Origin of the sequence: Rhizobium sp. BR 250 (genome assembly GCF_047445855.1) — a bacterium.
Taxonomy (GTDB): domain Bacteria; phylum Pseudomonadota; class Alphaproteobacteria; order Rhizobiales; family Rhizobiaceae; genus Agrobacterium; species Agrobacterium tumefaciens_I.
This window is the reverse complement of sequence record NZ_JARWKW010000006.1, coordinates 1-23,573: the sequence shown is the minus strand read 5'-3', so window position 1 is coordinate 23,573 and position 23,573 is coordinate 1. Positions and strand designations below refer to the sequence as shown.

At 60.3% G+C, this 23,573-nt stretch carries 18 protein-coding genes; 7 read left to right on the top strand and 11 right to left on the bottom strand.

From position 1 onward, the window contains the following. Positions 1-136: 136 nt before the first annotated feature. Complete coding sequence (locus QD336_RS11165) at positions 137-1,231, top strand: TRAP transporter substrate-binding protein (RefSeq protein WP_269342794.1); 1,095 nt, start codon at positions 137-139, stop codon at positions 1,229-1,231. A 386-nt stretch (positions 1,232-1,617) separates the two neighbouring features. Here QD336_RS11165 and QD336_RS11160 read toward each other — a convergent pair whose 3' ends face one another. Next, positions 1,618-3,087: a TRAP transporter large permease gene (locus tag QD336_RS11160; protein ID WP_499170684.1), complete on the bottom strand. Its 1,470-nt coding sequence runs from the start codon at positions 3,085-3,087 to the stop codon at positions 1,618-1,620. A 32-nt stretch (positions 3,088-3,119) separates the two neighbouring features. Further along, a complete protein-coding gene (locus tag QD336_RS11155) occupies positions 3,120-3,659 on the bottom strand; it encodes a TRAP transporter small permease subunit (protein WP_499170683.1) in 540 nt (179 codons plus the stop codon). 414 nt (positions 3,660-4,073) lie between these two features. On the opposite strand from QD336_RS11155, the gene QD336_RS11150 reads away from it, so the two are divergent. Together QD336_RS11150 and QD336_RS11145 are read left to right on the top strand one after the other, a co-directional pair. Then, complete coding sequence (locus QD336_RS11150) at positions 4,074-4,298, top strand: aa3-type cytochrome c oxidase subunit IV (protein WP_269342798.1); 225 nt, start codon at positions 4,074-4,076, stop codon at positions 4,296-4,298. Positions 4,299-4,367: 69 nt separating this feature from the next. Continuing rightward, the gene (locus tag QD336_RS11145; RefSeq protein ID WP_499170682.1) at positions 4,368-4,901 is read left to right on the top strand and encodes a hypothetical protein; all 534 of its coding nucleotides are present in this window, start codon (positions 4,368-4,370) and stop codon (positions 4,899-4,901) included. A gap of 44 nt (positions 4,902-4,945) precedes the next feature. Here the strand turns inward: QD336_RS11145 and QD336_RS11140 are convergent, their stop codons facing one another. Then, a complete protein-coding gene (locus QD336_RS11140; protein ID WP_499170681.1) occupies positions 4,946-6,199 on the bottom strand; it encodes an NAD(P)/FAD-dependent oxidoreductase in 1,254 nt (417 codons plus the stop codon). A gap of 283 nt (positions 6,200-6,482) precedes the next feature. Between QD336_RS11140 and QD336_RS11135 the strand changes: the two genes are divergently transcribed. Then, positions 6,483-8,219, top strand: coding sequence for a methyl-accepting chemotaxis protein (locus tag QD336_RS11135; protein ID WP_499170680.1), 1,737 nt, complete (start codon positions 6,483-6,485; stop codon positions 8,217-8,219). Positions 8,220-8,562: 343 nt separating this feature from the next. After that, a complete protein-coding gene (locus QD336_RS11130; protein WP_499170679.1) occupies positions 8,563-9,261 on the top strand; it encodes a protein-L-isoaspartate O-methyltransferase family protein in 699 nt (232 codons plus the stop codon). Between the two features lie 32 nt (positions 9,262-9,293). Here the strand turns inward: QD336_RS11130 and QD336_RS11125 are convergent, their stop codons facing one another. The 8 genes from QD336_RS11125 to QD336_RS11090 all read right to left on the bottom strand — a co-directional run bounded on the left by QD336_RS11125 (position 9,294) and on the right by QD336_RS11090 (position 19,071). Then, complete coding sequence (locus tag QD336_RS11125) at positions 9,294-10,604, bottom strand: LLM class flavin-dependent oxidoreductase (RefSeq protein WP_499170678.1); 1,311 nt, start codon at positions 10,602-10,604, stop codon at positions 9,294-9,296. A 26-nt stretch (positions 10,605-10,630) separates the two neighbouring features. Continuing rightward, positions 10,631-11,977: an MmgE/PrpD family protein gene (locus QD336_RS11120; protein ID WP_499170677.1), complete on the bottom strand. Its 1,347-nt coding sequence runs from the start codon at positions 11,975-11,977 to the stop codon at positions 10,631-10,633. Positions 11,978-11,981: 4 nt separating this feature from the next. Beyond that, complete coding sequence (locus QD336_RS11115) at positions 11,982-12,797, bottom strand: amino acid ABC transporter ATP-binding protein (protein ID WP_499170676.1); 816 nt, start codon at positions 12,795-12,797, stop codon at positions 11,982-11,984. A 12-nt stretch (positions 12,798-12,809) separates the two neighbouring features. Then, positions 12,810-13,592, bottom strand: a complete 783-nt coding sequence (locus QD336_RS11110) for an amino acid ABC transporter permease (protein ID WP_499170675.1) — start codon at positions 13,590-13,592, stop codon at positions 12,810-12,812. Then, positions 13,589-14,332: an amino acid ABC transporter permease gene (locus QD336_RS11105; protein WP_499170674.1), complete on the bottom strand. Its 744-nt coding sequence runs from the start codon at positions 14,330-14,332 to the stop codon at positions 13,589-13,591. The genes QD336_RS11110 and QD336_RS11105 overlap by 4 nt, the downstream gene beginning before the upstream one ends. A gap of 274 nt (positions 14,333-14,606) precedes the next feature. Then, positions 14,607-15,446: a transporter substrate-binding domain-containing protein gene (locus QD336_RS11100; protein WP_269342808.1), complete on the bottom strand. Its 840-nt coding sequence runs from the start codon at positions 15,444-15,446 to the stop codon at positions 14,607-14,609. A gap of 279 nt (positions 15,447-15,725) precedes the next feature. Further along, positions 15,726-18,014, bottom strand: coding sequence for an NADP-dependent malic enzyme (locus QD336_RS11095; protein ID WP_269342809.1), 2,289 nt, complete (start codon positions 18,012-18,014; stop codon positions 15,726-15,728). 157 nt (positions 18,015-18,171) lie between these two features. After that, a complete protein-coding gene (locus QD336_RS11090) occupies positions 18,172-19,071 on the bottom strand; it encodes a LysR family transcriptional regulator (RefSeq protein ID WP_499170673.1) in 900 nt (299 codons plus the stop codon). Positions 19,072-19,468: 397 nt separating this feature from the next. On the opposite strand from QD336_RS11090, the gene QD336_RS11085 reads away from it, so the two are divergent. Both QD336_RS11085 and QD336_RS11080 read left to right on the top strand, forming a co-directional pair. Continuing rightward, positions 19,469-21,898 (top strand): glucose/quinate/shikimate family membrane-bound PQQ-dependent dehydrogenase, encoded by a 2,430-nt coding sequence (locus QD336_RS11085; protein WP_499170672.1) that lies wholly within the window; start codon positions 19,469-19,471, stop codon positions 21,896-21,898. 282 nt (positions 21,899-22,180) lie between these two features. Continuing rightward, the coding region (locus tag QD336_RS11080) for a mannose-1-phosphate guanylyltransferase/mannose-6-phosphate isomerase (RefSeq protein ID WP_499170671.1) at positions 22,181-23,573 on the top strand (1,393 nt) is incomplete at its 3' end.

Genomic DNA, 23,573 nt, shown 5'->3' with positions numbered 1-23,573 from the left:
CCGGTTTTTCCGTGATTAATTCTTGGTGCGGGTGCTTGTCAGCTGGCCGGTAACCGTGCTTACTTTGCTGCGATGCCTGAACAGCAACGAGGGGAATTCAAAGCTGCGGGCAGCGTTCATATCTGGGAGGATATAGATGGATCGCCGTTCCTTTATGAAAAAAGGTGCGCTTGCGGGAGCTGCCACAGCTCTGGCCGCACCTGCCATTGCACAGCAGAATACCAAGATCAACTGGCGCCTGACGTCGTCATTTCCGAAATCGCTCGACACGATCTATGGCGGCGCGGAAGATATTGCCAAGCACGTCGCGGCTGCGACCGACGGTAATTTCACCATCCAGCCCTTTGCCGCCGGTGAAATCGTCCCCGGCCTGCAGGCGGCCGATGCCGTGTCATCAGGCACCGTGGAAATGTGCCACACCTGCTCTTATTATTACGTCGGCAAGGACCCGACCTTCGCCATCGGTACGGCGATACCTTTCGGCCTCAATGCCCGCCTGACCAATTCCTGGTTCTATGAAGGCAACGGCAACAAGCTGCTCAACGAGTTTTACGCCAAGCATAATCTCTACGGCATGATTTCAGGCAATACCGGGGCCCAGATGGGCGGCTGGTTCCGCAAGGAAATCAATACTGTCGACGATTTCAAGGGCGTGAAGATGCGCATTGCCGGTCTCGCCGGCAAGGTGGTGGAAAAGCTTGGTGTCGTGCCGCAGCAGATCGCCGGCGGCGACATCTATCCGGCGCTGGAAAAAGGTACCATCGACGCCGCGGAATGGGTCGGTCCTTATGACGACCACAAGCTCGGCTTCCAGAAGGTGGCGAAATATTATTATTATCCCGCTTTCTGGGAAGGCGGCCCGGTTATCCATTCCTTCGTCAATCTGGACAAGTGGAACAGCCTGCCGAAGAACTACCAGATGGCGCTTCAGGATGCCTGCGCCTTCGCCAACACCAGCATGATGGCGAAATACGACGCGAAAAATCCGATCGCCATCAAGCAGCTGGTTTCGGAAGGTGCAGTGCTCCGGCCCTTCAGCCAGGAAATCCTCGAAGCCTGCTATAAGGCAGCACTTGAAGTTTACGCCAACATTTCGGCGTCCAACCCTGACTTCAAGAAGATCTATGAGGACCAGGTCGCCTTCAAGCGCGAGGGTTATCTGTGGATGCAGCTTGCGGAATATACTTTCGATACGTTCATGATGATCCAGCAGCGTAACGGCAAGCTCTGATTATTCGGTAACGGCGGCGGACCGGGCAAAAGCCTCGGAGATTTCGGTCTCCGGGGTTTTTGTTGTGTGCACATGCCTTCACGCGTCCGACAACAAAGGATGATTTACGATCGGGTCTGTTGTGAGCAAAAGCAGCAGGTTCCGTGACCAGCCGGAGCGTCGGCGGGGATTGGCCACGCCGACCTCGGCAAAGGCCCTGCTCTCAACTGTGGAGGTGATGCGATGTGGAAAACGCTGAGCATTGCATTCGTCATTAGAAAAAACGGACAGGCTGGTCAGTGACTGTCCGGTTCAATTTCTAAAGAGAATAAACGGAAGGCAGGGGTGCAACCCTGTCTTCCACTCCGCGACTATAAGCGTTTCGCCCAGCCCTTACAAGACGCCGGTCAAGGCCCGATCTTCGGCGGCTCGCCGAGATTCGGCATGCCCGGCAACCCGCCCGGCTGGCCGAAATTGGGCATGGTGTTGCCGCCCTGATTACCGAAGGCGGGCACCTCGATCTTGATGGAGTTCAGATCCACGTCGGGCGCCTTGTCGATCCAGTAGGTGACGGATTCCGGCCAGAAGATCACGATGGCGACGAGGATGAGCTGCATGCCGAGCCATGGGATGGCGCCCATGTAGATATCCGATGTCTTGACCGTGCGCGGCGCGATGGAGCGCAGGTAAAACAGGGCAAATCCGAAGGGCGGATGCATGAAGCTCGTCTGCATGTTGATGCAGATCAGCACGCCGAACCAGATGAGATCGATGCCGAGCGACTGGGCGATCGGCGCCAGCATCGGAATGACGATGAAGGCGATCTCGAAGAAGTCGAGGAAGAAGGCAAGGAAGAAGATGAAGATGTTGACGAAGATCAGGAAGCCGATGGGGCCGCCCGGAATGCCCGACAACATGTGTTCGATCCACAACGAGCCGTCCATGCCCTGAAAGACCAGCGAAAAGCAGGTGGCGCCGACCAGAATGAACACCACCATCGAGGTGATATGCATGGTGGAATGCATGCCCTGCTTGATGAGGTCCCAGGTGAGGCGGCGGTGTGCTGCCGCAAGCGCCATCGCGCCCACGACACCGAGCGCCCCCGCTTCGGTCGGCGTTGCAAGGCCAAGGAAGATGGTGCCGAGCACGAGGAAGATCAGCACGATAGACGGAATCATGCCAGCCAGCACGCGAAATACCAGCGCGCGGTTGAGTTCTCCACGCGCTTCCGGCGGCAGGGCCGGCAAGTCCTTGGGCCGCACGACCGACATGAAGAGGATGAACAGCATGAAGATCACGACCTGCAGGATCGAAGGACCGATCGCGCCGAGATACATGTCGCCCACGGATTTGCCGAGCTGGTCGGCAAGGACGATCAGCACGAGCGAGGGCGGAATGACCTGGGTTATCGTTCCCGACGCCGCGATGACACCGGTGGCAAGCCGCGGATTATACCCGTATTTCAGCATGATCGGCAGCGAGATGACGCCCATGGTGATGACGGATGCGGCGACCGTGCCGGTGATGGCACCGAGGATCGCGCCGACAATGATGACGGCATAGGCGAGGCCGCCGGGAATGGCACCGAACAGCTTGCCGGTTCCCTCAAGCAGATCCTCGGCGAGGCCACATCGCTCAAGGATCGCTCCCATGAAGGTGAAGAAGGGAATGGCCAGCAGCAGGTCGTTCGAGACGATGCCGAAGATGCGCAGCGGCAGCGCCTGAAGAAAGGCCGGCGAAAAATGCTCGGTAAAGATGCCGATGACGCCGAAAACGAGGCCGACGGTGGCAAGCGAGAAAGCAACCGGAAATCCGTAAAGCATGAAGATGATCATGCCGAGGAACATCAGTGGTGGAAGAATGCCATATTCAAACATGGGAAATATCCTGAAGGTTCAGATCGGCGCGATCATTGCAGGGGCTTTTCGTACTTCGTATCCAGCGCATAAAGCCCGTTGAGGGCGCCTATGCGCTTGATGAGTTCGGAAAATCCCTGAAGAACCAGGAGGGCGAAGCCAGCGAAGATGACGAATTTCACCGGCCAGCGGATAAGGCCTCCGGCATTGGAGGACATTTCGCTCTGATGCCAGGACAGCGTGAACATGGGCCAGGAAAGCCAGGCAAGATAAAAGCAGCCCGGCAGCAGGAAGAGCACGATGCCGATAATATCCACCCAGATGCGGCTGCGCGGCGAAATAGCACCATAGATGATGTCCACCCGCACATGTTCGTTCATCCGCAGCGTATAGGATGCACCGATCAGCACGATGAAGGCGAACATGTACCACTGGATTTCCAGCCAGCCGTTTGAACTGTAGTTGAAAGTGTAACGGACCATGGCATTGCCGGCGCTGACGAGGCAGCAGATGAGCACGAGATAGCCGGCGACCTTGCCCAGAGCTTCACTTGCAAGGTCTATCAGCGCACTTAGTTTTAAAAGCGATTTCATGACTTTCCCCTCTTCCCTTTTCGGGCCCTTTGCGGGTTTATGGCGGAGAGCAAAGCCCCATGCCCTTGCGGCGGCCACGCCTCCACGCGCATCCGCTGCCACAAGTTCCGGAGTTCCTCCCCACAGAATCCGTGTATGGTCAGGCGGTCGGAAAAGCAACCGAAACCGCCATGAAACAGCGCGAGCGACCGCCATTTTCAACCGTTTACGAAAGAATGTTGCCGGACGGCATGTTTTGCCCGCAGCAGCGGTCATGGTGCATGCCATCGCCGCACTTTCGCGCGGAACGCATTGCGCTTTTCGGCGACTTCATGTTAGGTCTGGCTACGGAGAATCCGGCATTGCCCCACGATCGTCCGCGGGCAAAATGTCCCCGCGCGACGGGCATGACGGATGGAGCAAAGGGGAAGCGGAATGAGCGAACACCACACGGGTCCTGTCGAAGTCGGCGCCGAGATGAACTACGCCGAGCACGAAAAGACCTATAACGGTTTTCTGGCCTTGACGAAGTACGGCACAATGATGTTGTGCGTGCTGATGCTGGCCATGGTCGCGGGTTTCTTCACCTCCGCCGGCTTCCTTGGTGGTCTGGTCGTCTTCGTCGTACTGTCGGCAGCGGGTTTCTTTCTGCTGCGCTGAACAATCCCGTTCATGAGCGGTTCCCGTTCCGGGGACCGGGCGATGCCGGATAACCGGAAAGGCCAAGCCATGAAGCGTCTGCTATATTGTCTGTTTCTGCTGGTGGCGATTGCGCATCCTGCTTTGTCACGCGATCTCTCGTCTGCTGAGCAAGATAGTCTTCGCACACAGATTGAGCGATTTCAGACGGCTTTGAGCGCACAGGATTTCGAGGTCGTCAGCAAGACGGTGCCGCCAAAAATCTTTGAATTCATCGCAAGCGATGCGGGCGTTACCGTGGAGCAGCTGCGCAGCGCCCTGACCACGCAGATGCAGATGGCGCTCGCGGCGGTCAAGATAACCGAATTCACCATGGATACGGAGGCGATCAGCCTTGTGCAAACGCCGGATGGAACGCCCTATGCGCTCGTTCCGACGAAGACGGTGATGGAAACCGGCGGCCAGACGATCGAGGCGAAATCACACACGCTGGCGCTGATGGATGGCACGGCGTGGTATCTGCTGCGGGTCAGCGACCAGCAGCAAGTCGCCATCTTGCGCAAGGTCTATCCGTCCTTCGCCGACGTGACGTTTCCCGACGGTTCCATGCAGCCGGTGAAATAGCCCGCCTTCTCAAAGGTGCAGCCTTGCCGGCGAACGGCCTTCACTCAGGAAAAGCGCCCCGGACGGAAGGGGTCGACCGAAATTGCCGTCTCCTCGCCACTGGCTAACTGCGTGACGAGACGGGCTGTCGCTGCCGATTGTGTCAGCCCCAGATGGCCGTGGCCGAAGGCATAGATGACGGAGGGCGTGGCGCGGGCCGTGCCGATGACGGGAAGACAGTCCGGCATGGACGGACGGAAGCCCATCCATTGCCGTCCGCCTTCCAGCTTGATACCGGGCAGGAAACGTCCCGCCTTCTTCAACATGGCCTCTGCTCGGCGGAAATTCGGTTTCAGTTCGAGCCCGCCGAGTTCGACGGCGCCGCCAACACGAATGCCCGTCGATAGCGGGGTGACGACGAAGCCATGGTCGTTGAAATAAAGCTGGCGCGTCAGGTTGAAGGCGTTGGCGGGCAGGGTGGTGTTGTAGCCGCGTTCGGTCTCCAGCGGCACGATGTTGCCAAGCGTCGCGGCAAGCTTTTTCGACCACGCGCCGCCGGCGATCACCACTTTGTCGGCGTCGATCTTGTCGCCGTTTTCCAGCGTCACGATCGTGCTTTCGCCGACGGCGTCGATGCGTTCGGCCTCACCCTTGCGCAGGCTGGCGCCACGGGCGAGCACCAGATCGAAGATGGCACGGGTGAAATCGTAGGGATCGGAGACCTGCAGGCCGTTCGGCGAAAACACGGCGTGGCGGAACTGCGGCGCGAGACCCGGTTGCAGCTCCTCGATTTCGTTGCGGCCGATGCGTTCGAAGGAATAGCCGGCGCTTTCCTTTTCGTCCCAATCCTTGCGGGCGGCATTGAGGCTTGCCTCGCTGTCGTAAAGATCGAGCGTGCCGGTTTTCAAAACGAAGGATGAAAGTTCCGGCATGGCGGCGACATGGGCCATTTCCGCGGCCGCCAGCCGGTTGATGTCAGTAAGGGATTTCAGCCCGTGACGAAAGCTGCGTTCGGCGCTGGCGCGCCAGAAACGCCACAGCCAGGGCGCGATCTTCGCCGCATAGGCAGGCGGCACGCTGAGCGGGCCGAGCGGATCGAACAGCCAGCGCGGCGCTTTTTTCATGATGCCGGGCGATGGAATGGGAATGATTTCCGGAAAGGCCAATATGCCTGCATTGCCGGAGCTGGCGCCGCGGGCAACCTCGCCACGTTCCAGAAGCACCACCTCGCGTCCGGCATTCTGCAGATAAAGCGCCGCCATGGAACCGATAATGCCGGTGCCGATCACCAGCACATCGCATTTCAGGGTTTTGGTCATCGGCGCTCCTGCAACACAAATCTTTCAACCCCGCCATAACAACGAATGCGGTGCTGATGAAAGGCCGCAACGTGCCGCTGCCGCAGAAATATAAGCACTGTGGCAAATAAGCGGGTTCCGGCCGGACTGAACGGCATGCCCAGGTTAATAGTTATGACTCATCATTAATCGCAATTTAACGGTGTGCCACTAGTTTCGCGGGCGGGCAGGCCGACCGTTTCCATCCTGATATTTAAGGGGTGGAGAAGGTCCGCATATTGGTTACCGCTGGGGGTTCAAACATATGTCTCACTTTTCCAAATTTGGTCTGGACGCTTCTTCGGTGCTTGATGCGCTCAGCCGTTCGCAGGCTATCATCGAGTTCGACCTGACCGGCAAGATTTTGAAAGCGAACGATAATTTCTGCAAGGCCGTCGGTTATCAGCAGTCTGAAATCGTTGGGCGCTCCCACAGCATGTTCCTGTCTGCCGAAGATGCCTCCTCGCCTGAATACAAGACCTTCTGGGCGAAGCTGTCGCGCGGCGAATATGATCAGGGTCAGTACCGGCGCCTGGCCAAAAATGGAGATGAAATCTGGATCGAAGCCTCCTACAACCCGGTGTTCCGTTTCGGCAAGCCCTACAAGGTGGTCAAGATTGCCACCGATATCACCGCGATGAAGCGCAAGAGTGCCGAGGATGATGGCAAGCTGGCCGCACTTTCCCGGGCGCAGGCCATGATTGAATTTACGCCAGACGGAAAAATCCTCGGCGCCAACGAAAATTTCCTCGCGACGCTGGGTTACACGGCGGAAGAAATCATCGGCAAACATCATTCGATATTCTGCGAGCCTGCCTATACCCAGTCGCAGGATTACCGGAATTTTTGGGAAGAGCTTCGCATGGGCCGCTTTTCCACCGGACAGTTCATGCGGCTTGGCAAGGAAGGCCGCCGCGTTTTCATTCAGGCCTCCTACAATCCGATCATCGATGACCGGGGCCGCGTCTTCAAGGTGGTGAAATTCGCTTTCGACGTGACGGACCGGGTGCATGCGGTCGAGGAACTTGGTGCGGCGCTCGAGCGGCTTTCGCAATGCAATATCCGCGTTACGCTGGACAAGCCGTTCGTCGGCGAGTTCGAAAGGCTGCGGCGCGATTTCAACAAGTCCATCGCCGAATTCCAGAAGACGTTGGAGAATGTTCTCGGCCAGACCGGTGATCTGACCCGCAGCAGCCAAGAAGTCAGCGAAGCTTCCGTCAATCTCGCCGAACGTTCTCGCGAGCAGGCGGTAGCGCTTGAGGAAACCTCGGCAGCACTTGAAGAAATCACCTCGACCGTTCGTTCGTCGACTGAAAACATGAAAGAGACGCGCAAACTCGTCCAGAGCGCGCGGACGTCCACCGTGGCTTCCACCGAAGTCGTTGAGCGCACGGTCGATGCCATGCAGCGTATCGAGACGGCATCGCGGGAAATCAGTCAGATCATTGGCGTGATCGATGAAATCGCCTTCCAGACCAACCTGCTGGCGCTGAATGCCGGCGTGGAAGCCGCTCGTGCGGGCGAAGCCGGCAAGGGCTTTGCCGTGGTGGCGCAGGAAGTGCGCGAGCTGGCACAGCGTTCCGCCAATGCCGCCAAGGAAATCAAGGCGCTGATCAACAATTCCGGCACCGAGGTTCTGGAAGGCGTCAGGCTGGTGGGCGAGACCGGCGAGGCGTTGAAGCAGATCGATGCGCTGGTCAGGCATATTGACGGCAATGTCGACATGATCGCCAAGGCGGCGGATGAACAGGCGGTCGGCATCAGCGAGATCAACAAGGCGGTCAACCGGCTGGACCGGATGACGCAGGAGAACGCGGCAATGAGCGCCCGCACCACGGTTATCAGCACCACGCTGGCGCAGGGCGCCGATGCATTGGCGCAGCTTGTCAGCCTGTTCAAGCTGAACCGCCGCACGGTGCAGCGCGAAGACGGATCATCCACCGCAAGGACGGTTTCGGAGCGGAACGGCGCAGATACTATTCCCCAGCGCTCTGCGGCGTAGGAGAAAGCGGGCGCGCCGGAGATCGTGCGCGCCCTGCAATCCCATGGTCGATAGGGTTTGAAATCTGGTTATATAGGCGGTGGGGGGGCTTAAAGGTGTTGACGCCCCCACTTCAAAACGTTGCCACAGTCACCGCGCAAAATATCGTTTCAATCGAAAATGCCGCGACTGAGGATGAAGGGAGATTGCGATTCCCCCGTTTCGTTCCAATCTGGATGATGTTCGTGCCTTTCACGCCAGAATGATGGCGGCGGCCAGCAACTCCACGGATGAGAGGCTTGAACGGATCTTCGAACTGGTCCCGCGTGAGATATTTCTTGGACCGGGACCATGGAAGATCAGGGTGAACCGCCGTTATATCGAAACCCCGAGCGCCAACCCTGTCCATATCTATCAGAACGTGCTTGTAGCCCTTGATGCCAGTAAGGATATCAACAACGGGGAGCCCCTGCTGCATGCGAGCTGGATCGGTGCCGCCTGCCCGAAAGCTGGTGATACCATATCCCATATCGGTGCGGGGACGGGTTATTATACGGCAATCCTGTCGCTGTTGGCATTGCCGGGCGGCAGCGTTCACGCTTTTGAGATTGAGGAAAGCCTTGCCAGACGGGCACAGGAAAACCTCAAGCCTTTCGAAGGTGTTTTTCTGACGCAGGGTGATGCAACCCTGCTGCCTCTTCCGGCATCCGATCTGATTTACGTCAATGCCGGCGTCGTTGTGCCGCCCGTGGCGTGGCTACAGGCGCTCAAACCGGGTGGCCGGATGATTTTTCCATGGCAGCCTGCCGAGGGCATCGGCGTCGCTATGCTGGTGACGCGCGAGCAATCCGCTTTCATTGCGCGGCCTTTGATGCCGGTGCGGTTTATTCCCTGTATCGGCGCATCGGATGCGCGCCTCTGCGCGAGAGCGCCCAGCATGTCCGAAACGCGAGCCATCCGCTCGCTTCGCCTGACAGCGGATCAAGCGCCCGATGATACGGCTGTCGCTATATTCCCCGACATCTGGTTTTCCACGGCCGGCGCGCATGGACCCAACCCATAGGCTGTAAACGCGCAGGCCGGGGAAGCTCTTGCCTATCCCCGCAGGGCCGGTCTTGCGATACCGAGATGCTCGCGCAGCGTAGACCCTTCGTATTCCCTGCGGAACAGGCCGCGCTCCTGCAGAAGCGGCACGACTTCGCGGTTGAATTCCTCCAGCCCGCCGGGGAAGAAGGGCGGCATGACGTTGAAGCCGTCGGCCGCGCCGTTTTCGAACCAATCCTGCATCCGGTCCGCCACCTCCTTGGCCGTGCCCATGACGATATGGTGGCCGCGGCCCGCGGCAACGCGCAGCGCCAGTTCGCGGATCGTCAGTTTTTCGCGGCGTGCGAGTTCGGTCAGGAGTTCGGCGCGGCTGCGCAGCTGGTCGGAGATCGGCAGGTCGGGCAGCGGGCCGTCGAGATCATAGTCGGCCAGGCTGTGGCCGATGCGTTCTTCAAGCAGCGGCATGGCGCTCTTGATGTCCGTCCAGCGGTTCAGTTCCTTCAGCTTTTCACCGGCCTCCTCGAAGCTACGGCCGATGATCGGCATGAAGCCGGGCATGACGGCAACGCTGGCCGGATCGCGGCCGAATTTCGCCACCCGCGCCTTGAGGCTGGTATAGAAGGCCTGCGCTTCGGAAATCGCCTGCTGGGCGGTGAAGACGATATCGGCGGTGCGGGCGGCAAGGTCCTGTCCCGGCCCGGAGGAACCGGCCTGAATGAGAACCGGGTGGCCCTGCGGCGAACGCGGAATGTTGAGCGGTCCCTTGACCGTGAAATATTTGCCCTCGTGGTTGAGAATATGGACCTTTTCCGGATCGACGTAACGGCCCGCCTGCTTGTCCTTGACGAAGGCGTCGTCATCCCAGCTGTCCCACAGGCCGCGAACGACATTCACATATTCTTCCGCCACGGCATAACGCTCGTCATGCTCGGGATGGTCCTTGGAGAAATTGGCCGCCGTGCGGGCATAGGAGGTGGTGACGATGTTCCAGGCGGCGCGGCCGTGGCTCAGATGATCGATGGACGCGAAGGCGCGGGCGGTATGGTAGGGCTCGCCATAGGTGGTGGAGGCGGTGGCGGCCAGGCCGATCTTGTCGGTCACCATGGCAAGTGCGGCAAGCAGGGTCAACGGTTCGAAGCGGGCGATCATTGAGGGATGGGCGTCGACGCCGCTGGTCAGGCCGTCGGCCAGAAACACCATGTCGAACTTCGCGGCTTCCGCCATTTTCGTAACACGGGTCAAGAGGTCGAAATTCTCGCTGCCGGCTTCCGCATCGGGGTGACGCCAGCCGGAAACGTGGTGTCCGGCGCCTTGGAGGAAAAGGCCGAGATGCATCTGTCTTTTGCGGGTCGTAGTGGTCATGGGGTCATGCCTTCATGTCGGTCGAGTTATATTTGCGATACCAGAAGCGTTTCGAGCTTCCTGAGGTCGGCTGCGGTCTTCATGCTCCGCACCAGTGCCGGAATTCCGGCGAATTTTTCATTGCTGCCGGTGGCGTCGGCGAATTTTTCCGTCGGGTCATCGATGCCCGGCAGGCCATCGATACGGCGCGAGAGCACCGTGCCATCCTTCTTCGTCACATCGATGACCACGAAACGGGTGGTCGGATCGGGTGAGAGGCGGCGCGCCGTCTCGTCATGGCGACGCGAGACTTTTGCGGAAAGGGCAAGCAGGTCGGCGCGTGTCGGGCGCTCGTCGAAATGGCCGATACCGAGCGCTCCGTCCGTCAAGGCGGCGGCAAAGACATATTCAGGGCTGAAACGTGCATCGATGCCGGTCGCGGGCGTGGCTGGCCCGACAAGGGCGGCATCGCCGCCCGGTGGGAAGGTGATGACGACCGTTTCGATTTCGTCGGGCGTCAGCTCATGTCCGCTGCGCAGCGCCAGCGCGCCGACGGCGACGGGATGGGCGGCGGTGCAGCAGGGAAAAGCCTTAAGGGTGAGACCGGGCGAAACGATCTGCCAGGGTGCGCCCCAGCCGGAGAGAACCCGTTTCGGCTGCTCGGCGCCGAAGGCGAAGGCGGAATAAAAGCCGATGGGGTTCTCCAGAAAATCCGGGGCACCCTGAAAACCGGCGCGCGCCAGCCGCGCGGCGGTGAGGCCGGCGCGTGTGGCGAGCCCGGCATGCAGCGGCTTGGCATCGTAGCCGAATTGCAGGCGAAGTCCGGCCGATTGTGTGGCGGCAAGGCCAAGCGCCACGGCCGTGGTCTGCGGATCGAACTTCAGAAGATGGGCGATGGCCGCCGCAGCGCCGATCGGGCCGAGCGTGGCGGTGGCGTGGAAGCCGTTTTCGTAGTGCTTGGTGCCGAGCGACAGGCCGAGACGCGCCATGGTCTCCAGCCCGACGATGTAGGCGGCAATGAAGGCATCCGCCGTCGAACCTGCCTCGACCGCAACAGTCAGCAGCGCGGGAATGATGGCGACGGTGGGGTGGCCACGCACGCTGCCATGGACATCATCATAATCCAGCACATGGCCGGCATGGCCGTTGATGAGGGCGGCGGTAAAGGCATCGGTGTGCAGATCGTGGCCGATGATGCCCGCCGTGCCGGATGTGCCGGGAGTAAAGCTGTCGATCAGGATTTTCGTGCTTCTGTCGGCAGCGCCGCCCAATACACAGGCAAAAAAATCGATCAGCGCCGTGCGGGCGATTGTGACCGCCTCTTCGTCACGCAGCGGATCGGAGGCGGCGATGGCTTCGGCCAGATGCAGGGTGAGTTTCTCATCGGCGGTCATGGCATCAAATCCCTTCGCCGTCGGTCACCCGCGCCACCTGTCCGCCGAGACCCTTGACGAAGGCATTGATGCGCGGATTGGTCGATTTGTAGAAGATGTGGTCGGGCGTGCCCTGATCGACGATCAGGCCGTTTTCGGTAAAGACGATCTTGTCGCTGATTTCCTCGGCGAAGCGCATTTCGTGGGTGACGAGAATGCTGGTCATGCCGTCATTGACGAGATCGCGGATGACGGCGAGCACTTCGCCGACCGTTTCCGGGTCGAGCGCCGAGGTCACTTCATCGAACAGCACCAGCTCCGGCCGCATGGCGAGTGCGCGGGCAATGGCGACACGCTGCTGTTGACCGCCGGAAAGCTGGCCGGGATAGGCATCCACCTTCTGGGAAAGACGCACTTTTTCCAGCAATTCGCGGGCATGGCGTTCCGCTTCCGCCTTGGGCGTGCCGAGAATCTTGATCGGCGCAATGGTGATGTTTTCCATCACCGTCAGATGCGGGAAGAGGTTGAACTGCTGGAAGACGATGCCGATGCGTTTGCGCAGCGCGATGCGCTCAGCCTCGGTCTTCAATTGGTCGACCCGGGTACCGCCGACGGTGATCTTGCCCGATTGCGGAATGAGCAGGCCGTTGATGCAGCGCAGGATCGTGGACTTGCCCGAGCCGGAAGGGCCGATGATGGAAACGGCGTCACCCTTGGTGACGGTCAGATCGATGCCCTTGAGAACCTGATTGTCGCCGAAGGACAGGTGTATGCCCTCCAGTTCGACCAATGCTGCGGTGGCAGGGGCGTTGGCGGCGGTTTGTGGTGCGGATGCGGACATGGCTTGTTCCAATCAGCGGGAGGCGAAGCGCCGCTCGAGGCGCTGCGTGAAACGGGAGACGGGATAGCAGAACAGGAAGAACGCCATCAGCACGGTGAGATAGACCACGACGGTGAAATCGTTGCGCTGCACGGCGGTGCTGGCGTCCGTGGCGGCATGCAGAAGCTCATGCACGCCGACCAGCGAGGCAAGCGCCGTGCCCATGGTGATCGACGCATAGAGGTTCATCCATGGCGGCAGCGAGCGTTTCACGCATTGCGGCAGGATGATCCAGCGCAGTGTCTGGTTGCGCGAAAAGCCCAAGCCCTGCGCCGCTTCCCATTGCGCGGTCGGAATGGACTGGATGGCGCCACGGGTGATTTCGGCGATATGGGCGCTCGCCGGAATGGCGAGACCGACGACGGCCTTGATCCAGTCCGGGAAGGGAATGTAATTGCCGAAGGCGACGATCTCGAAGGGGAAGATGTAGGTCGCGGCAAAAATCAACACCAGATGCGGGGCATTGCGGAAAACCTGCACATAGGTCAGCGCCGGCGCACGCACCAGGCGATAGGGCGCTAGCTCCATGATGCCGAGAAGGACGCCGATGAAGGTACCGATGGCGATCGCCAGAACGCTGATCAGCACATTCATGGCAAAACCCTTGCCGAGATAGGGCAGCCATTGCAGCAGCACCTGCCCGAGCGAGGGATCGAGGATCAGCCACAGGACGACGGCAATCAGCACACCGAGCAGCAGAATGGTGCCGAACGGCGGCTTCTTCGCCACCTGTGTTGGAGAAACCACCGCGCTCATTGACCGAACCCCGGAACTGCGAGACGCCGTTCAAGCCAGAGACCGACCCTTGCGACGATGAAATTGATGACGCTGAAGAAGATGAGGATGACGATCATCAGCTCGACCACATTGTCGCGCTGCGTCCAGATCAGGATCGAGGCATAGGTGATTTCACCCACCGCAATGGCCGAGCCGACCGTGGTGAGCTTCACCAGATTGACGAGATTGTTGATGATGGATGGCAGCGCCGTGCGGATCGCCAGCGGAAACTCCACATAACGCAGGATTTCGAACGAACTGAAACCGATCGCGCGCGCCGCCTCGATGGTGGTGGCCGGTACCGCCTCGATGCCGCCGCGCAACGCTTCCGCGTGGAAGGCGGCAACATGCAGGCCGGTGATGGCGACGACCCAGAAGAACGGGGCCAGCGGATTGTTTTGCGCACCGCCCAGCGCATTGGAAATCAGCATGTTGAGTACGAGGAAACCGCACATCAGCTGCACCAGCGTCGGCGTGTTGCGCGTCAGTTCCACATAGGCGCGCACCGGGCCGGCGAGCCAGGTCTTGCCGGAGGTGAGCATGGCCGCGAAAATGAAGCCGAAGACGAGGCTGAGCGGCAAGGTGACGGCAACGAGAATGAGCGTCATCTTCATGCCATCGAGCCAGATCTGAACCTCGTAGCCGCTGTTCAGAAAGTCATAGTTGAGGCCGATATGCGCGGCCAGTTCTATGAAGCGCGCTATAAATGCATCCTGCATTGGAAATCCATGCTGTTGTCGCGGTGCCGCCCGGCGGACGGCGCCAGAAATGGCCTGTCTTGCTATAAAGCAGAAAAGAACGGCGGGCGAAACCAGCCGTTCTCTGGGGTTGGGGTAAAACACCTCGATGGCAGACGTCCCTGCGTCATGCCGGACTTGGATCCCGGCATCCAGCCATGACGCCTCCGCGCCGTGAACGACCTTTTTCGATCAGGCGCTTGATCGCGCTGGACCCCGGATCAAGCCCGGAGTGACCGGAACTGCCCGGTCCCTTTTATTGCGCGGCCGAAAGCTTCTTCTGCTGCTCTTCCATGTAGCCGATGCTCGGCAGGCGGTTGGCCTTGGCGAATTCGATCATCTTGCCGGAAGCGTGCAGCTCCTTGACGATCTTGTCGAGGGCGGCCTGCGTGTCGTTTTCGCCCTTGCGCAGCCAGATGACGGAATCCGACGGAATGAGGTCGGTGGGGATGAGGATGCCGTAATCCTTCCACTCGTCGGCGCGGTCCTGAAGCATCAGGCTCAACGTGCCGTTGACGTGAACGGAGACGTCACAATTGCCGCCCTTCAGCGCCAGCAGCGATTCCGGCTGGCTCGGCAGGGCCTTCACCTGGGCGCCATATTGCTCGATCAGCGGCTGGGTGTAGTTTGAGCCTTGCGAAACGCAGGCGATCTTGCCCTTCAGATCCGGCCAGTCCTTGATGCCCGAATCCTTGCGGCCGATGGCAGCGCCACCCTGGCGGTCATAGGGGGTCGGCACGTAGCCGAGCGTTTTGGCGCGCTCTTCGGTGTATTGCATGTTGGCGATGAGGATATCGACCTTGCCCTGCTGCAGGAACTGCACGCGGTTGGGCGGGGTCACCGTCTCGGTGACGAGTTCAACACCGAGGCCGGCGGCGAGCGCCTTGGCGACGTCGATGTTGAGGCCCTTCTGCTCCTGCGTCTTAGGATCGATGAAGCCGAAAGGCGCGCCGGAAAGGATGACGCCGACGGTCAGCTTGCCGCGACCCTTGATCCGGTCGAGCGTTGCATCCGCGTGCGCGGCGGTGGCCATCGAAGCGATGACGACGGTTCCGGCGATGAGTTTTGCGGCTAGTCTGGAGAAAGAGAGGGCCATGGGTATTTCCTTTTGAGTGTAGGTGGAAACTACATGAGGCACCCGCCAAGAGCGAGAATTGGCATTGCGCAAAAAATAATATGAATAAAATCGCGTTCCAATAAAGCTTCAGAGGCGAAAAAATATCCTAATAATAGGAAATCGTAGAATCCTGTTCTTTGTCGCCGCTGTTTACCCCTGGCCACAGAAGCACCAGATGGTCAGTGGGGAGCGATCGAATGCCGCTTGTTTCTTCTCCCCCGGCGGGGAGAAGAAAAGCGCCGTAACGTTCAGCCCGCCTCAGCGACCGGCATTATAGGCCGCGATCGCCGCCATATTAACGATATCGCTGTCCTTCGCGCCCATCGAGGTGATCTGCACGGATTTGTCCAGGCCGACGAGGAGCGGGCCGATGACGGTGGCACCACCCAGTTCCTGCAGCATCTTGGTGGAGATCGAGGCGGAATGGATGGCGGGCATGACCAGCACATTGGCCGGGCCGGAAAGCCGGGCAAAGGGGTACTGGCTCTGCATGCGGTGGTGGTTCAGCGCCACATCAGCCGACATTTCGCCTTCGACCTCGAAATTGACATTGCGCCTGTCGAGGATTTTCACCGCCTCGCGCACCTTGTCGGAGCGTTCGCCGACCGGCTGGCCGAAGGTGGAATAGGCGAGCATGGCCACACGCGGCTCGTAGCCGAAACGACGGGCGAGGCCGGCTGCTTCTTCGGCGATATCGGCAAGGTCTTCCGCATTCGGCATGTCATGCACGGCGGTATCGGCCACAAAGACGGTGCGGTTGCGCGAGACGACCAGCGAAACGCCAATGACGCGATGGCCGGGCTTGGTGTTGATGCAGCGGCGGATATCTTCCAGCGCGGTCGAATAGTTGCGGGTCACACCCGTGACCACGGCGTCCGCATCGCCCATCGCGACCATGCAGGCGGCGAAATGGTTGCGGTCGTTGTGGACCAGGCGCTGCACGTCGCGCAGCAGGAAACCGCCGCGCTGCAGGCGCGCATAAAGATAATCGACATAGGCATCGACGCGGCTGGAAAGGCGCGCATTGGTGATCTCGATATTGGCGCGGTCGAGATCGATGCCGGCGCGCTCCGCATTGGCCTTGATGATGTCATCGCGGCCGAGCAGGATGGCGGTGCCGAGGCCTTGCGCGGTGAACGAAATCGCCGCGCGCATGACCTGTTCCTCTTCCGCCTCGGCAAAGACCACGCGCTTCGGCGAGCGGCGCACGCGTTCGTAAAGGCGCTGCGTCGTCGAAGCCATCGGATCGCGGCGGGCGGAAAGTTCACGGGCATAGGCGTCGAGATCCGGCAATTCGCGCTGGGCGACACCGGTTTCGATGGCGGCTTTGGCGACTGCCACCGGAATGGCCGAGATCAGGCGCGGATCGAAGGGAACCGGAATGATATATTGCGGCCCGAAACGCGGACGGTTGCCCTGATAGGCGGCAGCCACATCGTCAGGCACATCCTCGCGAGCCAGATCGGCCAGCGCCTGTGCGGCGGCGATCTTCATTGCGTCGTTGATCTGGCGGGCGCGGACATCGAGCGCGCCGCGGAAGATATAGGGAAAGCCGAGGACGTTGTTGACCTGGTTCGGATAGTCCGAACGGCCCGTCGCCATGATGGCGTCGTCGCGGACGCGCGACACTTCTTCCGGCGTGATTTCCGGGTCCGGATTGGCCATGGCGAAGATGATCGGCTTCTTTGCCATGGAGCGGATCATCTCTTCGGTGAAGGCTCCCTTCTGGGAGAGGCCGAACACCACGTCCGCACCCTTCATGGCTTCGGCCAGCGTGCGGTTGTCGGTTTTTACCGCATGGGCGGATTTCCACTGGTTCATGCCTTCGGTACGGCCCTGATAGATCACGCCCTTGGTATCGCAGAGTGTAATGTTGTCCGGGTTGAAACCCATGGCCTTGATGAGGTCCATGCAGGCGATGGCCGCAGCGCCCGCGCCGTTGCAGACGAGCTTCGTGGTCTTGAAGTCGCGGCCGGTCAGTTCGATGGCGTTGATGAGGCCGGCTGCGGCGATGATGGCGGTGCCGTGCTGATCGTCATGGAAAACGGGAATGTCCATCAGCTCGCGCAGGCGGCTTTCGATGATGAAACATTCCGGCGCCTTGATGTCTTCCAGATTGATGCCGCCGAAGGAGGGGCCGAGATAGCGCACGCAATTGATGAACTCATCCGCGTCTTCGGTATCGACCTCAAGATCGATGGAATCGACATCGGCAAAGCGCTTGAAGAGGACTGACTTGCCTTCCATGACGGGCTTGGAGGCGAGCGCGCCGAGATTGCCGAGGCCAAGAATCGCGGTGCCGTTGGAGATGACCGCAACCATGTTGCCGCGCGTCGTATAATCGTAAGCACTTGCCGGATTTTCGGCGATGGCTTTCACCGGCACGGCCACGCCCGGCGAATAGGCGAGCGACAGATCCCGCTGCGTCGCCATCGGCTTGGTCGGGGTTATTTCCAGTTTGCCGGGTCTGCCGTCCGCGTGGAAATCCAGGGCTTCCTGATCCGTAACCGATGTTCTGGTGCTGGCGGGCTTGGTCGTGTCGGACATGGGCTGTGTGTGCTTTCCTGTCGATAATCGTGTAAAAATATCCGTCGTTGTTATTGTATTTTTCGCGCGCCTGCCAAGCCTTGAATGTTGTTCAGTGCAGCAAAATGAGCCGTGATGAAATTAGTGGCCGATTCAATCGATTAGTTCTCGGTTCACGTTAGAGGCGGGGTCGATAGGCCTGCCGCGCCATATTCACGAAGGCGTCCACATGGAGGGCGAGCGCGCCGCGCCGGACGACCAGCATGCAATCGGACCAGGCGTCCGCGTTCTCCAGCGGTACGGCGGTGATGCCCCGCGTGGCGCGCACCGTGCTTTCTGGCAGGATGGAAATTCCGGCACCCGCTTCCACAAGCGCAAGGATCGTATTGACGTTGGCAATGCGCATGCCAATCTGCGGCTCGCAGCCGGCATCCTCGAACAGCGAAAGCGCATTGCTGCTGAGGCCGAGGCCGATCTCGTCAACCGGCAGCAGCAGTTTTTCCCGCACGATATCGCTGACCGGGACCCGGGAGCGGGCGGCAAGCGCATGCTGCTCGGGCACGGCGACGCATAATTTCGAGCGGTCGAAGGGCATGGCCCTCAAGGTCTGTGGCAGCAGCGGCAGCGGTGCGCGAATGAAGGCCACATCGGTCTTGCGTGTCGCCACCTGCTCGATCAGCTGTTCCATCGTCATGCCGGGCAGAAGCTCCAGCGTCACATCCCGGTTTTCATCGCTGTAGCGGGTGATCAGCGCTGGCAGTTTGCGTTCCGCCATCACGCTGGTGCCATATCCTATACGCAGCGTGCCGAGCTGGCCGCGCCTTATCTGCTGCGCCTTTTCCAGCGCGCCCTTGGTGCGGGCGAGGATTTCCTCCGCCTCGATGAGCATGGATTGCCCCGCCTGGGTAAGTTCCACACCGCGATTGATGCGCTGAAAAAGCTTGAAGCCGAGATTTTCCTCCAGTTGCCGGATGCGCTGGGTAACGGCGGGCTGGGCAATGCCGAGCTGAAGGGCGGCGGCACGGAAGTTTTTCGCCCTTGCGGCTTCCACGAAGATTGTAAGTTGACGAATATCCATCGGCGGACTGGTCTTTGTGTTGTCGGTCGGATGTGGTATAAGCTCAGCTTATCAAAATTGCCCGTCTTGCGCATTGTCATCTCGTCGCAGGCGACGTTATACCGCAGCCAGGGTTTTGGTACGCTCCGTGCCCACAGACGGGCGTTGCGACCGGGCCGGGGAGGATTTGTTCAAGCATCTTGGCTGCCGTCCAACGGGCCGGTGGTATCTGCAGTGAATGGGTCAAATGACAGTCACAACGGAAGTCTTCCCCACTATTGTTCCCCGTTCAGCCGCGCCGCCCTCATCGCGTTCGCGCCTGGCCGCTGCTGCGGCTGGCTGTCCCGGCTTTGCCGGACACTGAACGATCATCGGGCATCAGCCTTTGCGGCGGCCCTCCTAACCGGATATTCATTCCATGAGTCACTCTGCAACTTCACTGTCGCTTCCAGCCAGACTATGGCTGCTGGTGCTTGGCGCGGTCATCATCGCTGCGGGCCTGTTCTTCGCCATTGGCGGCGGGAAGCTCGTTGCGCTGGGCGGCAGCCCCTATTTCGTCACGACCGGTATCGCGCTGATCGTTTCCGGCCTGCTGATCCTGCTGCGCAAGCCGGCCGGCGCGCTTCTCTTTGGTCTCATCTTCATCCTTTCCGGGGTCTGGGCGGTCTGGGAAGCCGGATTGCACTTCTGGCCGCTGATTTCCCGCCTGCTTGCTATAGGTGTGGGCGCCACGGTCGTGGCGCTGTCTTATCCGCTGCTGCGTCGTGCAGCCGGTAAAACACCTGCCTACGGCACGTCCTTCGCCATTGCCGCCGTTCTGGCCATCGCTTCCGGCGCCGGTTTTGCCGGCATGTTCGTGCCGCATCCGACCGTCGCCTTTAGTGGCGAACCGGCGGCGCTGACGCCGGTGAAGCCGGAAACCGAGCAGAAGAACTGGGAACATTACGGCAATACGTCCGGCGGCAGCCGCTTTGTCGCGCTGGACGAAATCACCCGCGATAACGTCAAGAACCTTGAAGTCGCATGGACCTATCGAACTGGCGACACCCCGATCAGCCCCGGCGCGAACGGCGCGGAAGATCAGGAAACGCCGCTGCAGGTGGGCGACACCGTGTTCCTGTGCACGCCGCACAACAATGTCATCGCTCTCGATGCCGATACCGGTGCTGAAAAATGGAAGACGGAAATCAACGCGAAATCCTCCGTCTGGATGCGTTGCCGCGGCCTTGCCTATTTTGATGCCAAGGCGCCGCTGAAGCAGCCGACCGCGCCGGGCTCCACGCCTGTCACACCAGCGGTGGTGGCCGACGGAGCGCTTTGCCAGCGCCGCATTCTGATGAATACAATCAATGCCGAACTGATCGCACTCGATGCCGACACCGGCACGTTTTGCCCGGATTTCGGCACCAATGGCCGTGTCGATCTGAAGATCGGCCTCGGTAATGCACCAGACCCGCAATATGTGCTGACTTCGGCCCCCACGCTCGCAGGCACCACCGTTGTGGTCGGCGGCCGCATCGCCGACAATGTGCAGGTGGATATGCCGGGCGGCGTGATGCGCGGTTTCGATGTGGTGACGGGCGCGCTTCGCTGGGCCTTCGATCCCGGCAATCCGCAGATCACCGGACTGCCGCCCGAAGGGCAGACATACACGCGTTCCACCCCGAATGTGTGGGCGTCCATGTCCTACGATCCGGCGCTGAACACCGTCTTCATGCCGGTCGGCAGCCCCTCGGTCGATCTCTATGGCGCGACGCGCACGCCGCTCGACCATAAATACGGCGCTTCGATGCTGGCGCTGGACGCGACGACGGGCCGGGAAAAATGGGTCTACCAGACGGTTCATAATGACCTCTGGGACTTCGACGTGCCGATGCAGCCGAGCTTCATCGATTTCCCGAAGGCGGATGGAACGACCGTTCCGGCGCTGGTCTTCGGTACCAAGGCGGCTCAGATCTATGTCCTCGACCGCGCCACGGGCCAGCCGCTGACCAAGGTGGAAGAGGTTCCGGTCAAGCCGGCCAATATTCCGAACGAGCCCTATTCGCCGACCCAGCCACGTTCTGTCGGCATGCCGGAGATCGGCGCGCAGACGTTGACCGAGGCGGATATGTGGGGCGCCACCCCGTTCGATCAGCTTCTTTGCCGCATTGCCTTCAAGGGCATGCGCTATGAAGGGCTCTATACCGCACCCGGCACGGATGTTTCGCTCAGCTTCCCCGGCTCGCTCGGCGGCATGAACTGGGGTGGCCTTTCGACAGACCCGACGACGAACACCATCTTCGTCAATGACATGCGTCTCGGCCTCTGGATCCAGATGAAGGAAGCCGCACCTACCAAGGCAACGGCAAGCGGTGGCGAAAGCGTCAATACCGGCATGGGCCTCGTGCCGATGAAGGGCACGCCCTATGCCGTCGACAAGAACCGCTTCCTGTCGGCTCTCGGCATTCCCTGCCAGGCTCCGCCCTATGGCACGATGACCGCGATCGACATGAAGACCCAGAAGATCAAGTGGCAGGTGCCGGTCGGTACTGTCGAGGATACGGGTCCGCTCGGCATCAAGATGGGCCTGCCGATCCCGATCGGCATGCCGACGCTTGGCGGCACGCTCACCACCCAGGGCGGTCTCGTCTTCATCGCCGGCACGCAGGACTATTATCTGCGCGCCTTCGACACGGCGACGGGCAGGGAAGTCTGGAAGGCGCGTCTTCCGGTCGGCAGCCAGGGCGGCCCGATGAGCTACAAGTCTCCGAAGACCGGCAAGCAATATGTCGTCATTTCGGCCGGCGGCGCACGCCAGTCTCCCGACCGTGGCGACTATGTGATCGCCTATGCGCTGCCGGATTGATCTTGGCGGCCAGTCACGTTGAAAAAACGAAACCCCGGGGCGTTGCCCCGGGGTTTTTCTTTGCCGCCCAAAAACAAGATGGATCCTTCCGCAGGGAACCTCGCTCTCCGCCTTGCGTTAGCAAAAGGGTCCGCCGGCAACCGCCCTGCCGTTCACCAAGCTTTCACAAGGCGAATTTATGAGCTTGCGCTTGTCCGCCCGTGAACCGATGATGGCGGTATTTGGAAATATGTATATTGTCCGGCGCGCCGGGAAATTTTTTAGAGTTGGAAAGGTTTTGTTGTGAAGGAACACTCTCGAAAGATCACGCCGGTTCTTCTTGCTGGCGGCGCCGGCTCGCGGCTCTGGCCGGTATCGCGTGATCAACTGCCAAAGCAGTTCCAGCCGCTGGTCGGCAATCTTTCGACCTATCAGCAGACGTTGAAGCGGGTGGGCGACAAGGGGCTTTATTCCGAACCGCTGGTGATCACCAACGAGGATTTCCGTTTCTTTGCCCGCCGCCAGGCGGAAGAGATCGATCTGCCGGCGACGGTGGTGCTGGAACCCGCCCGCCGCGACAGCGCCGCCGCCATGGCCGCCGCCGCCGTRCTGGCTGAGCGCCGCGAGCCGGGRTGTCTGGTTCTGGCGCTTGCCGCCGACCATGTGGTGCTCGATGCTGACAAATTCTCCGACGCCGTCAGGCTTGGCGCCAAAGCTGCCGRTCAGGGCAATATCGTCGTCTTCGGCCTGGTRCCRACCGAGCCGCGCACCTCCTATGGTTATATCAAGCCRGGMGAGGCGATCGATGRCGAGCAGGATTTGAGCACCGTCGAGGCCTTTGTGGAAAAGCCGGATGTGAAGACGGCGATTTCCTATCTCGAAAAGGGTTATCTCTGGAAYTCCGGCAATTTCCTGTTCCGCTCCGACGTGATGATCGCCGAATTGAAGGCCTTTGCCCCGGAAATCCTTGCRGCGGTGACGCAGGCGGTCGAGCAATATGAGAGCGACCTCGGTTTCGTGCGCCTGCATCAGGCAAGCTTCGAGGCTTCCCCCAAGAACTCCATCGACTATGCGGTGATCGAAAAGACGAAGCGCATGGCGGTGGTGCACGGCCATTTCCGCTGGTCGGATATCGGCAGCTGGGATGCTATCTGGGAGATTGCCGACAAGCGCGGCAATGACAATGCGCTGGAAGGCAACGGCGTCTTCATCGATTCCGAAGGCTGTCTGATCCATTCCACGCAATTGCTGACGACGGTGGTGGGCGCGAAGGATCTCGTGGTGGTGACCACCAAGGATGCGGTTCTGGTGGTGCCGAAAAACCGGGTGCAGGATGTGAAGGGTCTGGTGGAGACGCTGAAGAGCGGCGAACATGCGCCGCATACGCAGACCCACAAGCGGGTATATCAACCCTGGGGTTTCATCGAGCACATGTATGTGGACGAGCGTTACCGGGTCGGCCACATCACGGTTGATCCCGGCCACCGCATCTCGTTCCAGAAACATTATCACCGCTCGGAACACTGGATCGTCGTCAAGGGAACTGCAACCGTGACGATGGGGGACGAGACCCGGCTGCTGACGGAAAACGAGTCGGTCTATATTCCGATCGGCCGGCCGCACCGGCTTGCCAATGAGGGGCAAATTCCGCTCGAACTCGTCGAAATCCAGACCGGCGCCTATATCGGCGAGAGGA